15 protein-coding genes are annotated in these 13,800 nt (G+C 72.0%); 7 read left to right on the top strand and 8 right to left on the bottom strand.

What is annotated here, in order from left to right; translation table 11 throughout:
* On the bottom strand, nt 1–701 hold a 701-nt coding region (locus tag MCM47_RS01675; protein WP_238740201.1), incomplete at its 3' end, for a class I SAM-dependent methyltransferase.
* A gap of 416 nt (nt 702–1,117) precedes the next feature.
* Between MCM47_RS01675 and rpsA the strand changes: the two genes are divergently transcribed.
* Both rpsA and MCM47_RS01665 read left to right on the top strand, forming a co-directional pair.
* Nucleotides 1,118–2,608 carry a 30S ribosomal protein S1 gene (gene rpsA / locus MCM47_RS01670; RefSeq protein WP_238740199.1) on the top strand — a complete coding sequence of 497 codons (1,491 nt, stop codon included), beginning with the start codon at nt 1,118–1,120 and terminating at the stop codon, nt 2,606–2,608.
* 251 nt (nt 2,609–2,859) lie between these two features.
* The gene (locus MCM47_RS01665; RefSeq protein WP_238740197.1) at nt 2,860–5,082 is read left to right on the top strand and encodes an MMPL family transporter; all 2,223 of its coding nucleotides are present in this window, start codon (nt 2,860–2,862) and stop codon (nt 5,080–5,082) included.
* Nucleotides 5,083–5,166: 84 nt separating this feature from the next.
* On the opposite strand, the gene MCM47_RS01660 is transcribed toward MCM47_RS01665, so the two are convergent.
* The gene (locus tag MCM47_RS01660; protein ID WP_238740195.1) at nt 5,167–5,607 is read right to left on the bottom strand and encodes a MarR family winged helix-turn-helix transcriptional regulator; all 441 of its coding nucleotides are present in this window, start codon (nt 5,605–5,607) and stop codon (nt 5,167–5,169) included.
* 62 nt (nt 5,608–5,669) lie between these two features.
* Here MCM47_RS01660 and MCM47_RS01655 point away from each other — a divergent pair, with 62 nt between their 5' ends.
* The 3 genes from MCM47_RS01655 (at nt 5,670) to MCM47_RS01645 (ending at nt 7,604) form a co-directional block, all read left to right on the top strand.
* Nucleotides 5,670–6,311: an MBL fold metallo-hydrolase gene (locus MCM47_RS01655; protein ID WP_238740193.1), complete on the top strand. Its 642-nt coding sequence runs from the start codon at nt 5,670–5,672 to the stop codon at nt 6,309–6,311.
* A 119-nt stretch (nt 6,312–6,430) separates the two neighbouring features.
* Nucleotides 6,431–7,027, top strand: a complete 597-nt coding sequence (gene coaE, locus MCM47_RS01650) for a dephospho-CoA kinase (protein ID WP_238740191.1) — start codon at nt 6,431–6,433, stop codon at nt 7,025–7,027.
* A gap of 37 nt (nt 7,028–7,064) precedes the next feature.
* Nucleotides 7,065–7,604 carry a GNAT family N-acetyltransferase gene (locus MCM47_RS01645; RefSeq protein ID WP_238740189.1) on the top strand — a complete coding sequence of 180 codons (540 nt, stop codon included), beginning with the start codon at nt 7,065–7,067 and terminating at the stop codon, nt 7,602–7,604.
* A 93-nt stretch (nt 7,605–7,697) separates the two neighbouring features.
* Here MCM47_RS01645 and MCM47_RS01640 read toward each other — a convergent pair whose 3' ends face one another.
* Both MCM47_RS01640 and MCM47_RS01635 read right to left on the bottom strand, forming a co-directional pair.
* Nucleotides 7,698–8,336 (bottom strand): HD domain-containing protein, encoded by a 639-nt coding sequence (locus MCM47_RS01640; protein WP_238740187.1) that lies wholly within the window; start codon nt 8,334–8,336, stop codon nt 7,698–7,700.
* Entirely contained in the window at nt 8,333–9,103 is a 771-nt protein-coding gene (locus MCM47_RS01635) for a hypothetical protein (protein WP_238740185.1), read from the bottom strand. The genes MCM47_RS01640 and MCM47_RS01635 overlap by 4 nt, the downstream gene beginning before the upstream one ends.
* A gap of 76 nt (nt 9,104–9,179) precedes the next feature.
* Here MCM47_RS01635 and MCM47_RS01630 point away from each other — a divergent pair, with 76 nt between their 5' ends.
* On the top strand, nt 9,180–10,061 hold the full coding sequence (locus MCM47_RS01630) for a LysR family transcriptional regulator (protein ID WP_238740183.1): 882 nt from the start codon (nt 9,180–9,182) through the stop codon (nt 10,059–10,061).
* 31 nt (nt 10,062–10,092) lie between these two features.
* Here MCM47_RS01630 and MCM47_RS01625 read toward each other — a convergent pair whose 3' ends face one another.
* Entirely contained in the window at nt 10,093–10,509 is a 417-nt protein-coding gene (locus MCM47_RS01625) for a hypothetical protein (RefSeq protein WP_238740181.1), read from the bottom strand.
* Nucleotides 10,510–10,779: 270 nt separating this feature from the next.
* Here MCM47_RS01625 and MCM47_RS01620 point away from each other — a divergent pair, with 270 nt between their 5' ends.
* Entirely contained in the window at nt 10,780–11,343 is a 564-nt protein-coding gene (locus tag MCM47_RS01620; protein ID WP_238740179.1) for a DinB family protein, read from the top strand.
* Nucleotides 11,344–11,510: 167 nt separating this feature from the next.
* Here the strand turns inward: MCM47_RS01620 and MCM47_RS01615 are convergent, their stop codons facing one another.
* The 3 genes from MCM47_RS01615 to MCM47_RS01605 all read right to left on the bottom strand — a co-directional run bounded on the left by MCM47_RS01615 (nt 11,511) and on the right by MCM47_RS01605 (nt 13,648).
* Entirely contained in the window at nt 11,511–12,248 is a 738-nt protein-coding gene (locus MCM47_RS01615) for a class I SAM-dependent methyltransferase (RefSeq protein WP_238740177.1), read from the bottom strand.
* Between the two features lie 345 nt (nt 12,249–12,593).
* The gene (locus MCM47_RS01610; RefSeq protein WP_238740176.1) at nt 12,594–12,797 is read right to left on the bottom strand and encodes a DUF397 domain-containing protein; all 204 of its coding nucleotides are present in this window, start codon (nt 12,795–12,797) and stop codon (nt 12,594–12,596) included.
* A complete protein-coding gene (locus tag MCM47_RS01605) occupies nt 12,794–13,648 on the bottom strand; it encodes a helix-turn-helix transcriptional regulator (RefSeq protein WP_238740174.1) in 855 nt (284 codons plus the stop codon). Before MCM47_RS01605 ends, MCM47_RS01610 begins: the two co-directional genes overlap by 4 nt.
* Nucleotides 13,649–13,800 lie beyond the last annotated feature (152 nt).

Below are 13,800 nucleotides of genomic sequence, written 5' to 3'. Positions count from 1 at the left end.
TCCCCGAGGGTGCGGTGGTGCTCGACGTACGTGGCCTGCCCCTGCTCGTCCTGCTCGACGTACGGGGTGCGGTCGAAGTACGACGCCACCGCCGTCAGCCCCTCGACGCCCGGCTCGTCCGGGAAGGCCCAGCGGATCGGGTGGGTCACCGAGAACACCCAGCGTCCGCCCGGCCGCAGCACCCGGTGCACCTCGCGCATCAGCCCGGCGGTGTCGGCGCTGAACGGCACCGCGCCGTAGGCGGAGCAGGCCAGGTCGAAGGCGCCGTCGGCGAACGGCAGCACCGCCGCGTCCGCCTGGACCACCGGGACGGGCGGGGTGCCGCGCGCCAGGTCGATCCGCCGGGAGTGCTGGAGCTGCCGGTACGAGATGTCCATGGCCACCGGGCGGGCGCCGCGGTGGAGCAGCCAGCGGGAGCACTGGGCGGCGCCGGCGCCGATCTCCAGCACGGTCCGGCCCGCGACCTCGCCGAGCAGGCGGGCGTCCGCCTCGTCCAGGCCCTCGGGGCACCAGGTGAACCGGTCGTCGCCGAGGAACTCGCCGTGCTCGTCCTGGTACTCGTCCGCGTTCCGGTCCCACCAGTGCCGGCTGGCGCGGCTGCTCTCGTCGACCTCGGCGTGCCGCCGTACCGCGTCGTCGCCGTCGTCGTCAAGATCGTGCAGATCCGGTGGGGGGGTGGTGGCCACGGTGATAATGCCCATCGCGTAGGGTGTGGTCTGCGGAAGCGCCGCTGCCGCGAACCGGTCCCATCAAGGGGCCGGATCCTGGCGGTGGCATCCGGGGAAGGGCTCCCTGCGGCCGCCACCCGTGAGGTGCGCAATCGGAGGATATGGCCTGATCCATACCGGCCTCCACCGTCTTGCCGCCCTTGGCGTTGACCGTGCCTGGCCGTCCCCGTATGCTACAAGTTGCGCTGCGGGCCTGCGCGCCTCGGACGGAGCAGGTCGCGCTCGCATCTGTCGAAGACCCCACGGTCGCAAGACGGACACCGTTTCCCGGTACCCGGGAGGATTCGGTGCGCCGTGTTCTTGGCTGTCCGGCTTTCGGTGGGAGCGAATACGGGCCCTCCGCGTGGCATTACCTACGACTTCATGTCCGTACCGGAGCCCTTTTCCTAATGACGAGCCCCACCGACTCCTCCCTCAGCACCACCCCGCAGGTCGCGGTCAACGACATCGGCGACGCGGACGCGTTCCTCGCCGCGATCGACGAGACCATCAAGTACTTCAACGATGGCGACATCGTCGAGGGCGTCATCGTGAAGGTCGACCGTGACGAGGTGCTCCTCGACATCGGTTACAAGACCGAGGGCGTCATCCCCTCCCGTGAGCTCTCGATCAAGCACGACGTTGACCCGCACGAGGTCGTCGCCGTCGGTGACAACATCGAGGCCCTGGTTCTCCAGAAGGAGGACAAGGAGGGTCGTCTCATCCTGTCCAAGAAGCGCGCTCAGTACGAGCGTGCCTGGGGCACGATCGAGAAGATCAAGGAAGAGGACGGCATCGTCACCGGTACCGTCATCGAGGTCGTCAAGGGTGGTCTCATCCTCGACATCGGCCTCCGTGGCTTCCTGCCGGCCTCGCTCGTCGAGATGCGTCGCGTCCGCGACCTCCAGCCCTACGTGGGCAAGGAGCTCGAGGCCAAGATCATCGAGCTGGACAAGAACCGCAACAACGTGGTCCTGTCCCGCCGTGCCTGGCTGGAGCAGACCCAGAGCGAGGTCCGCCAGACCTTCCTCACCACCCTGCAGAAGGGTCAGGTGCGCTCCGGCGTCGTCTCCTCGATCGTCAACTTCGGTGCGTTCGTCGACCTCGGCGGCGTCGACGGTCTGGTTCACGTCTCCGAGCTGTCCTGGAAGCACATCGACCACCCGTCCGAGGTCGTCGAGGTCGGCCAGGAGGTCACCGTCGAGGTCCTCGACGTCGACATGGACCGCGAGCGCGTCTCCCTGTCGCTGAAGGCGACCCAGGAGGACCCGTGGCAGCAGTTCGCCCGTACCCACCAGATCGGCCAGGTCGTTCCGGGTAAGGTCACCAAGCTGGTTCCGTTCGGTGCGTTCGTCCGCGTGGACGAGGGCATCGAGGGTCTGGTCCACATCTCCGAGCTGGCCGAGCGCCACGTCGAGATCCCGGAGCAGGTCGTCCAGGTCGGCGACGAGATCTTCGTCAAGGTCATCGACATCGACCTCGAGCGTCGTCGCATCAGCCTCTCGCTGAAGCAGGCCAACGAGGCCCTGGGTGCCAACCCGGCCGAGGTCGAGTTCGACCCGACCCTGTACGGCATGGCCGCCTCGTACGACGACCAGGGCAACTACATCTACCCGGAGGGCTTCGACCCCGAGGCGAACGACTGGCTGCCCGGCTTCGAGAAGCAGCGCGAGGAGTGGGAGCGGCAGTACGCCGAGGCCCAGGCCCGCTTCGAGCAGCACCAGGCCCAGGTCATCAAGAGCCGCGAGGCCGACGCCGAGGCCGCTGCCGAGGGTGGCGACGCGGTTGCCGCCGCCGCCGGCGGTTCGTACTCCTCCAGCAGCGACGAGGGCTCCGGCGCTCTCGCTTCGGACGAGGCCCTGGCCGCCCTGCGCGAGAAGCTGGCCGGCGGCCAGAGCTGAGGCTCTGACCCCGCTGGTGCCCAGCACCTGGCGATAGGCGCCTAGCGTCACCGATGGACCCCACCCGGTTTCCGGGTGGGGTCCATTGTTGTTTCCCTTGGCATATCCGTCCTTTATGTAAAGGTGTGAAGGATTTATGTGACTAGGGGCTCATTGGATTTCTATGGGCGATTCCACCCCGAGCGCCTACCTTGGGGGGAGTTGCCCGATGGGTCGCTCACCCGGCCCCAAACGCTAGGCACCCCCTGCACATGCGCCGTAGCACCGCTGTGACCCCCTCCTCCCGTACGTCCGCCGGCCCCGAGGTCGACGGACGCCTCGCCGCCATCGGCCGGTTCTGCTTCCGGCACCGCCGCTGGGTGCTCGGCTTCTGGGCGGTCATCCTGGTCATAGGCGTGCTGATCGGCGGACGGGTCTTCGAGGGCTCGGTGGCCGGCGCCTCCTCCACCGCCTCCGAAGCCGACCGCGGCAGCGCGGTCGTCACCGCGGCCGACCCGGCCAAGGGCACCCTCACCGCCGTCGTGGACGGCCGCCCGGTCGACGACCAGGCCGTCAGGGACGCCGTCACCCGGGCCACCGCCGAGATCACCGCGATGCCCGGGGTCTCCTCGGCCACCGACGCCTACGGCTCCGACCCGTCCGCGGCCGCGCTGCGCTCCGCGGACGGCAACGCGAGCCTGGTCTCGGTCCGGATGGCCGACGGCAGCACCACCGCGCAGACCGACGCCGTCACCCACCGCCTGGCCGACATCACGGCCGACGGTGCGAAGGTCACCGTCGGCGGGGACCTCGTGCTCCAGGACGAGGTCAAGAAGCAGACCGAGAAGGACACCCGCTTCGGCGAGATCGTCACCCTGCCGCTCACCCTGATCGTCATGGTGCTGGTCTTCGGAGGCCTGTCCGCCGCCAGCCTGCCGGTGATCGGCGCCGTCGCCTCGGTGGGCGGGGCGCTGCTGGCCATGTTCGGGTTCAGCAAGATCATGGACATCGACACCAGCGTGCTGCCGATCGCCACCGTGCTGGGGCTGGGCCTCTCGATCGACTACGCGCTGCTCATGGTGAATCGTTTCCGCGAGGAACGCGGCCACGGCGCGGGTATCGCCGCCGCCGTCGAGCGGACCGCCGCCACCGCCGGCCGGACCGTCGCCTTCTCCGGGCTCACCGTCGCCGTTGCCCTCGCCGGCCTGTTCGTCTTCACCAGCCCCGTCCTCGGCGCGGTCGCCGCCGCCGGCGTCAGCGTGGTGGTGATCGCGGTCGCCGCCGCGATCACCCTCGTCCCGGCCCTGCTCGGGTTCGCCGGCAGCCGGATCAGGACGCCCACCGCCCCGGTACCCGACGAGGGCTTCTTCAGCCGCACCGTCCGCCGGGTGCGCAAGCGGGCGGTGCCCGTCGCCCTCGCCTGCACCGCCCTGCTGATGGCCGCCGGAGCACCGTTCCTCCACGCCGACATGCGCAACACCGGCGCCGCCGTCCTGCCCTCCTCCTCGGCCGGCCGGCAGGTCGCCGAGACCATCGACCAGCGCTTCCCGGGCGCCTCGGCGGCCCCGATCACCGTCGTGGTCGAGAGCAGCGCGACGGTCGCCCAGGCCTACGCGGACGACGTGGTGGGCAAGCTGCCCGGCGTCAGCGGCGTCCGGGCGGTCACCCCGGTGAGCGACACCGTCTCCACCATCGACGTGCTGGTGCACGGCGACCCGCAGGGCGGCCAGGCCAAGCAGGTGGTCAAGGAGCTGCGTGCCGACCGCGGCGGGCTGACCACCCAGGTCACCGGCGGAGCGGCCTCGGTGGTCGACTTCCAGCACGAGCTGCTCACCCGCGGCCCGATCGCCCTCGGCCTGGTGGCGCTCGGCACCCTGGTCCTGCTCTTCCTGATGACCGGGTCGGTGGTGATGCCGGTCAAGGCCCTGTTGATGAACCTGCTCTCGCTGGGCGCCTCGCTCGGCGCGCTCACCCTGGTCTTCCAGGACGGCTGGTTCAGCGGCCTGCTCGGTGTCGGCTCCACCGGCGGGCTGGAGACCTTCATCCCGGTCCTGGTCTTCGCCTTCGCCTTCGGGTTGTCGATGGACTACGAGGTCTTCCTGCTCGCCCGGATCAAGGAGCTGCGCGACCGCGGCCACAGCAACGCCGAATCGGTGGAGCTGGGCGTGCAGCGCAGCGGCCGGATCATCACCTCCGCGGCCCTGCTGATGGTGATCGTCTTCGCCGGGTTCGCACTCGGCGACATGTTGATGGTCAAGCAGATGGGTATCGCCCTCGCCGTCGCCGTGGCGGTGGACGCGACGCTGGTCCGCTGCCTGCTGGTGCCGGCCACGATGAGCTTCTTCGGCGACTTCAACTGGTGGGCCCCGGCGCCGCTGCGCCGGCTGCACGACCGCATCGGGCTGAGCGAGCACGTCGAGCTGCCGGACATCGCGCCCGCCGTGCTGCCCATCCCGCGCCCGGCCGCGGAGACACTGGTCCCCACCACGCCTTAGGGCCCGATCGGGCGTCGCGTGTCGCCCCGGCGGGAAGCCGCCGGGGCGACACGCGTCCGGTCGGCGCAGGTGTGCCGGGTCGTGTCAGGCCAGGCGGCGGAGCAGCGCGACGGCGGCGCGCAGGGTCTCCCGTTCCCCGGTGTCGAGGCGGGCCTCGATGGCGGCGGCGATCCGCGCCTCGCGGCGGGCGCGCTGCTCGTACAGCGCGGTGCGGCCGGCCTCGGTCGGGGTGACCAGCAGCTTGCGGCCGTCGGTGGCGTGCGGCTGCTGGACGACCAGCCCGGCCTCGACCAGCAGCGCGACCGTGCGGGCCATCGACTGGTGCCGGACGCGCTGGTGGGCGGCCAGGTCGGCGACGGTGCGGGCGCGACCGTCGCGGACCAGCAGGCCGAGTACGGCGGCCTGGTTCTGTGGCAGCTCGTCGTCGGGGCGCAGGGCCCGGACGAGCTCGCCGACGGCGGAGCGCAGGTCGGCGGCGAGGTCGAGGGTCTCGGGGGCCGGGGTCTCGGGGGCCGGGTCGTTCACGGGAGAAGCGTACCGCGATTCTGTACAGCAAAACTGTACAGCCTTGCTGTATGTTCTGGGGCATGCGAATCACCAAGTCCGGCCACGCCTGCGTCCGCCTGGAACACGGCGGCACCACCGTCGTCATCGACCCGGGGGCGTTCACCGACCCCGCCGCCCTCGCCGGGGCGGACGCGGTGCTGATCACCCACGAGCACGTCGACCACTTCGAGGAGGCGCGGCTGCGCGAGGCGCTGGCGGCCGACCCGGCCCTGCGGGTGTGGACCAACAGCGCGGTGGCCGCGAAGCTCGACGGCCCCGGGCGGCGGGTGACCGCGGTCGGCGAGGGCGACGCCTTCGAGGTGGGCGGGATCGGCGTCTCGGTGCACGGCGAGTGGCATGCGGTGATCCACCCCGGGATCCCGCAGGTGCGCAACGTCGGCTTCCTCGTCGACGGCAGGCTCTTCCACCCCGGCGACGCGCTGACCGTGCCGCCGCACCCCGTCGACACCCTGCTGCTGCCGATCGCCGGGCCGTGGACCAAGGTCGCCGAGCTGATCGACTACGTCCGGGAGGCCGCTCCGCGGCAGGCGGTGCCGGTCCACGACGCGGTGCTGAGCCCGGTCGGGCTGGCCGTGCACACCCGGCTGGTCGGCTCCGGCGGCCCGGGGACCGGCGCGGAGCTGCGGGCGCTGGCCGACGGCGAGAGCCTCGACCTGGGCTGACCGTGCAGGTCCGGACGGGTCGAGCGCCCGGGCCGGTGGGCCGACCGGGCTCCCTGGCGGGCCCGCACGGCTCCCCGGCCGGGCTGACCGGGACCGGGGTCCGCCGGTAGCCTGGCGCCATGCTGAAGATCGGACTGACCGGCGGGATCGGTGCGGGCAAGAGCGAGGTGTCGCGGCTGCTCGCCGCCCACGGCGCGGTGCTCGTGGACTCGGACGTGATCGCCCGCGAGGTGGTCGCCCCCGGGACGGAGGGCCTCAAGGCCGTGGCCGAGGAGTTCGGCCCCGGCGTGCTCGCGGCGGACGGCTCGCTGGACCGTCCCGCGCTCGGCGCTGTCGTCTTCGCCGACCCGGAGAGGCTCCGGGCGCTGAACGCGATCGTCCACCCGCTGGTCCGGGCCCGCTCGGCCGAGCTGGAGGCCGCCGCGTCCGCGGACGCGGTGGTGGTGCACGACGTGCCGCTGCTCGCCGAGAACGGCCTGGCACCCCTGTACGACCTGGTCGTGGTGGTCGACGCCGAGGACGACGTCCGGATCGACCGGCTGGTGCGGCTGCGCGGGATGGCCGAGGAGGAGGCCCGGGCCCGGATGGCCGCGCAGGCCACCCGGGCCGAGCGGCTGGCCATCGCGGACGTGGTGATCGACAACAGCGGCCCGCTGGCGGCGCTGGCGCCCAGGGTCGCCGAGGTCTGGAACGGACTGAAGTCCCGTCAGAAGTGATCTGGTGCCCGGCCGCTCCGGTGTAGATCATGGAGGGATGAGCGAACACGCTGCCCCCGAGCCGCCCGAGGCGGTCCGTCTGGCCGAGTACGACGGGGCCGGCCTGCAGGAGATCCTGGGCTCCGGCGACGACCCGTTCGGCGTCGCGCACACCGGTCTGACCTGGCTGCCCAAGGAGATCCACTTCGGTGTCCGCCGGCCGGACGGCCGCCTGGCGGCGCACGCCGGTCTGCTGTCGCTGCCGCTGACGGTCGGCGGGGTGGACCTGGCGGCCGTCGGCGTCGGCGGGGTGGCCGTCGCCCCCGACATCCGGGGGCGCGGCCTGGCCCGGACGGTGGTCGGTGCGGCCGTGGCGCACGCCCGTACGCTCGGCCCGCGGTACGCGCTGCTGTTCTGCCGGCCGCCGCTCGTCGCGCTCTACCGCCGGCTCGGCTGGCGCGAGTTGCTGGAGGACGTCCACGTGGAGCAGCCCGGCGGGCGGGTGGTCGTGATGCCGCTGCGGACGATGTGGCTGCCGTTGCACGAGGGTGCACGGTGGCCCGAGGGGCCGGTGCGGCTGCGGTCGCTCCCGATGTGACGTGCGCGAGGGCCCGGGTGACGGTGAGGTCCCGCCCCGGCCCGGGCGCAACCCCGTGGTGCCCGGGCCGGGGCGGTGGTCCGTGGGCGCCGGTCACTCCGGCCAGGCGGAGCCCTCGATCACCGCGGTGAAGTCGGTCCGCTCGAAGCCGGGGCTGAACCGGGCCAGCACGTCCGCCTTGACGTTGCCGAAGGCGGTCTCCGGCTTCGGTGCGACGCCTTCGTGGAAGGCGCGCAGGATGCCCCGCTTGAAGTCCGGCCGCGGGTGCGCGTCGGTGACGGCGTCCCGGTCCCCGGGGGCCAGGTCGTGGTAGCCGATACCGAGCACGTCCAGCTCGACGCCGGCCGTGGTGAGCGCGATCTCGGGCTCCAGGAACTCCGGGATGCCGGGCGTGGTGTGCAGGGCGATCGCCTGCCAGACCAGGCGGATCCGCCGCTCGTCGACCTGGTGGCCGCGGAGGAACGCGGCGGCCGCCTCGGCGCCGTCGACCTCGAACCGCCGCCCGGAGGCGCGGTGTGCGGGCGCGAGGCCGAGGTCGTGGAACATCGCGGCGAGGTAGAGCAGTTCGGCGTCGAAGGCCAGGCCGCGACGCCGACCCTGGAGGGCGCCGAAGAGGTAGACCCGGCGCGAGTGGTGGTAGAGCAGGTCGGTCGAGGCGTCCCGGACCAGTTCGGTGGCCTCGGTGGCGAGGCGACTGTCGGGGATCCTCACGCCGGCGATCCCGGTCGTCATGCGGCCGCTCCTGCGGCGGTGGCGCCCGTGGGCCCGTCGGCCGCCGCGAGCCCGCCGTCGGCCGCCGCGTGCTCCACGGCGGCCGCGGCGAGTGCGCGGACGATCGGGTGGGCGCGGGTGCCGTCCCCGGCCAGCTCGGGCTGGAAGAGGGAGGCCAGGAAGAACGGGTGGTCGGGCAGTTCGAGGATCCGCAGGTCCCCGTCGTCGTCCGTGCCGCTGAACCGGAGCCCGTGCTCGCGCAGCCGGTCCAGGTAGGCGTCGTTCAGCCCGTACGCGCAGTGGTAGCGCTCCAGCGTGCGGGTGGTGCCGAGGATGCGCTCGGCCAGCGTGCCGGGGGTGATCCGCACGGCGCCCTCGTGCCCGACCAGCGAACAGGTGAGCGGCACGATCACCAGGTCCTCCCCGTCCGGGTGGGACTCGCCGTGCGCGGCGCCGCCGATGCCGCAGACGTTGCGCGCGTACTCCAGCACGGCGTGCTGGAAGCCGGCGCAGGTGCCGAGGAAGGGGATGCCGCGCTCGCGGGCCGTGCGGACCGCCGCCAGCGCGCCCGCCTCGCTGCGGTACGGTCCGCCGGGCAGCAGCCAGACGGCGTCGAAGCCGTCGAGTGCGCCCGGCACCGCGGCGTCCTCGCTGGGGATCCAGTAGGCGTCCAGGACGAGCTGGTCGCGGGTGGCGAGCGCGTCGAGCAGCCCGGGGACGCGGGCGTGCGAGCGGACGGCGGGGGAGCGGTCGGCGACCAGGGCGATGCGCGGGGTCAGGTAGGTCATGCGGCTATCCTGACCCCGCGTCGTGGATCAGCGCCAACGATGATTTCTGACCCGTGGATCAGGAGAACTGATAGCGGTGGACCCGCACCAGCTGCGCACCTTCGTCACCGTGGCCCGGCTCGGCTCCTTCTCCGAGGCGGCCCGGGAGCTCGGCTACACCCAGTCCGCCGTCTCCCAGCAGATCGCCGCGCTGGAGTCGGACGTCGGCACGAGCCTGCTCACCCGGCGCCCGGTCGGCCCGACCGAGGCCGGCGCGCGGCTGCTGGAGCACGCCGGGCCCCTGCTGCTGCGGCTGGACGCGGCGCGCGCCGACGTCGCCCGCCTGGTGGGAGCACCGAGCGCCCGTCTGGTGCTCGGCACCGCGCCGCTGGCGGTCGGCGCGGCGCTGGGGAGTGCGCTCGCCGAGGTGCGCCGGGCGTACCCCCGGGTGGACCTCACCGTCCGGGTGGTGGCCCGGGAGGCCCTGCCCACCCTGGTGGCCACCGGCGAGGTGGACCTCGCCCTGGTCGACGGCCTGGCCGCCCCGAGCGACCCGCTGCCGCTCCCGGACGTCGGCCCGCTGAGCACCGTCGCGGTGGACGAGCGGCCGCTCGCCGTCGCCCTGCCCGCCGGGCACCCGCTGGCCGGCCGCCGGGGCGTGGCCCTCGCCGACCTCTCGGCGGCCCGCTGGCTCGACGCCCCCGGGATCGCGCCGACGGCCGACCGGCTGCGCGCCGCCACCGCGGTGGACGGCTTCCGGCCGGCCGCCCGCTACCTGGGCGGGGACGTCCGCGGCCTGCTCGCGTTGGTCGCGGCCGGGCACGGGCTGGCCGTACTGCCGGCGGCGGCGCTGGACGGCGCTCCGGGCGTCGCGGCCGCGCCGGTGCGGGCGCCGCGGCTGGTGCACCGCACCGAGCTGGTGCACGGCAGCCTGCCGGAGGGTCCGGCGGCGCTGCTGGCCCGGTTGTTGGGCGGCTGACCGGCCTTGCCGGTCCGACGGGTCCGGCCGCTCAGCCGACGATCTCGGCGCCCTCGCAGCAGGGCCCGTCGAGCTGGTAGCACAGGTAGCGGAGGCAGCCGAGGCAGAGCTCGACGTTCTCCAGCCGCCAGGTGTCGCCGTGGCAGGCGCAGGCGGTCCGCCGGCGGAGCAGGGCGTCCCAGCCGGCCCGGCCGCCGATGCCGTCGTAGGACCGCCGGACGTAGTCGGCGGTCGGCCCGTCCAGCTCCTCGCCCCGGCGGGCGGCGGCCGATTCCCAGCAGCGGAGGGCGAAGAAGGCCTTTCCGTCCACCAGCCCGGCGGAGCCGCGGCCGCCCGCCTCCCAGCTCCGGACCGCCGCGCCGACCCGCTCGGGGAACGGGAGAGCGGGGTCGAGGAGCAGGGAGTTCCCGTCCTCCAGCGCAAGGTCGATGATCTGATCGTCGGTCAAAGCGGTCCCCTTTCACGCCCACGGTAGGCCACGCCGGACTCCGCGGCCCGACCGGCCCCGCCCTTCGGCGGGGGGTCGACGACGGTCGTTCGGCGGATGCCGGACAGGCCATCACGAGCCGTTCCGGAAAGCGGATGAGGTGCGATGGTCGAGCCGTTCGCGAGGGTACGAGCGTCAAGCCGTGCCGTGGGGCAAGGGCGTCGACTTGTGAGTCCTGGTCGAACCGGCTGCCGTGGTGGCCTGGGGAAAGCTCACTTGTAGTGTGCAGAGATGACTAGAAGCGAGCGGCTGGCAGAGCAGTTGGACTGGTACTGGCACAAGAACCTGCGGCCGCGGCTGGACGGCCTTGCCGACGAGGAGTACTTCTGGGAGCCGGTGCACGGCTGCTGGAACATCCGCCCACGCGACACGTCCGCCGTACCGGTGTCGGCGGACGCAGGAGGGTGGACGATGGATTCTGCCCACCCTGATCCGGTGCCGGCGCCGGTGACCACGATCGCCTGGCGGCTGGCCCACATCATCGTCTCGTGCCTGGGATATCGGGTCGGATGGTACTTCGATGGCCGGGACGTCGACTCCCAGACGTTCAACTATGCAGGGACCGCTGACGAGGCGTTGAGACAGCTCGATGAGATGTACGGGCGATGGCACGCGGGTGTCCGCGGGCTCTCGGACGCCGACCTGGAGAGTCCGCCCGCGATGGGTCCCGAGCAGTTCCCCATGGAGAACAGGGTGTTGCACGTCAACAGGGAGCTCATCCATCACGGCGCCGAGATCGCCTTGCTGCGCGACCTCTACCGTTGGCGGGACGGATCGGCACTGCGCCCGATGTGACAAGCAGTGGAGTGGACCTGCTCCGGCTCGCCCACCGCCCGGCTTCCGCACGACCGGCTGGTTCATTTCCGGCTTCTGTCGGGGGATCGGCGCCTGGTACACGGTTCGCGCCTGACGCCGCGCGACGGCCGGCCGGGCGCCCACGAGGGTGCCCGGCCGGTTGGGTGTTACGGGCGCTCGGCCGGCCGCCGGAAGAGCGCGGTGAGCAGGACCGGGATGCCGAAGAGCGGCGAGTCGGCCGGCTGCGGCTCCATCGGGCGGATCTCGATCTCGGTGAAGTCCGAGAAGAGGTGTCGCAGTTCATCGGGGGTGTAGGCGAGGCCGCCGTCGAGCCGGCCGTTGCGGTACAGCTCCTCGTCGGGGAGCTCGCTGCCCATCGCCCCGGCGGCGAAGGCGTTGACGACGAGGTGGCCGCCGGGCGCCAGGACGCGGGCCAGCAGGGCGAGGTAGCTGATCCGGCGGTGGGGAGGGAGGTGGTGGAGGCAGCCCGAGTCGTAGACCAGGTCGTAGCGGGCGTGCGGGAGTTCGACGTCGAAGATGTTCCCGCAGTGGAAGCGGACGGCGGCGCCGGCCTCGCGGGCCCGCTCCTCGGCCCAGGCGACGGCGGTGGGGGAGAGGTCGACGGCGTCGACGTCGAAGCCGCGCGAGGCGAGGTGGATCGCGTTGCGGCCGGGCCCGGCCCCGAGGTCCAGGGCGCGGCCGGAGGAGGGGAGAAGGCCGCGGTCGAGGTAGGAGACGAGGTTTTCGTCGGGCTTGGGGACGAAGAACGGGCGGTCGGAGGACCGGTCGGCGTAGAAGGTGTCCCACCAGCCGGCGGCGTTCTCCGTCCAGCGGTCGGCCTCGGGGGGGAAGAGCCGGTCGAGGAGGTCGAGGACGTCGTCGGTGGTACGGATGTCGCGATGCATTCGCAGCCCCCTGTACGGCGGACGGTCGGGTTGTCCGCTGATCTCGATGCTAGTGATCGGGCGCGGTGAAGTCGCTGGTCGGAGGCGGTGTCAGGGGCGGCGGTGAGGCGCCGTGGAGGCCTCTGTGCGGGCTGCGGGAGCTGCCCCTCCGAGGGGGATGCGGGGGAGCTGCATGGCCCCCGTGGTGGCCCGGTTCGGGCCCTTTGCGGGCGGCGGCGAGGTCCTGGTTCCGGGTGTGCCGGATAACGCTTCCACTACGAAGGGAGTGGGGCTTCGCGAGCGTCGTCGGCCGGAGGTGTGGACTGAGCTGGCCCCGTCGGGCGATCGCCCGACGGGGCCAAGAGGTCAGCCCTTGAGCTCGCCGTTGCGGATGGCAGCAATGAAGGCTTGCCAGGCACTGGTTGTGAAGGTGAGGGCAGGCCCGTCAGGGTCCTTGCTGTCGCGGACCGGCAGGATTCCCGGGAGCCCGTCAGCCACCTCGATGCAGTCACCTTCGCCGTTGCTGTATGTGCTCTTGCGCCACTTGGCGTCTTGGAAGTCCTGCGTCATTCGTTGTACTCCTCTGCGACTTTCCTCAACCAGGAGATGGACTTCTCGGGTTGGACTGAAGCCGCCATGAGGCGCAGGAACGCGTCCTCATGGCGGGCGACTTCAGATGGGCGCTCCGTGTAGATGCTGCTGGTCGTCACCTCGGAGTAGGCCACGCTGCCCGGGATGTCGCTGAATGAAAGCACCGAGAAGGACGCTCCCATGGCGGCGTGGGCCCCTGCTGAGAACGGGAGAACCTGGATCGTGACGTTAGGTCGATCATTGGCCATGTCGGCCAAGTGATGCAGTTGCTCGGCCATAGCGGCGCCATCGCCCACCGGGCGCCGTATGACGGCCTCGCCGATGATGGCCCAGAGCTGAGGTGGGTCGTGTCGATCGAGGATCTGCTGACGAGCCATTCGGAGCGCCACGCGGCGTTCGACGTCCTCGGAGGATTCTGTCGGCTTCATTGCCCGGATCACACTTCGGGCGTACTTCTCGGTCTGGAGTAGCCCCGGGACCAGCTCGCACTGATATGTGACGATCTTCGTGGCATCGGATTCGAAGCCCACGTAGGCGCGGAACCACTCCGGCAACGCATCGCCATATGCGTGCCACCAGCCTTGCTGGCGGCTCTGCCTGGTCAGGCTGAGGAAGTGCTTCACCTCTTCGGGTGAACTGACACCGTAGTGAGCCAGCAGCTTGGCCGCGTCCCGCTCCTGGAGCGGGACCTGCCCGCTCTCGATCCGGCTCAGCTTCGAAGCGGACCAACCAAGCGCTGCTGCCACATCCTTGGCGTTCATCTCGCGCGAGGTGCGCAACTTGCCGAGCTCGCCGCCGAGCCTACGCCGCAGCACGGTCGGACTGCCCACGCGTCACACCCCCTGGCTGGTTGGTTCCTTGCATAGTGTGCCACCCCCCTCTGGGGCTCAACCCCCGCTAGAGATCATGCAATTGCTCAAAGGAAGCGGTTGCATGCAATTGCTCGATGAGGGCATGCTACTCGCAGTAGCTCGACGGATCG

The organism is Kitasatospora sp. A2-31 (assembly GCF_022288725.1).
In the GTDB taxonomy this organism is placed as follows: Bacteria; Actinomycetota; Actinomycetes; order Streptomycetales; family Streptomycetaceae; genus Kitasatospora.
This window is presented reverse-complemented; position numbering and strand designations above follow the sequence as displayed.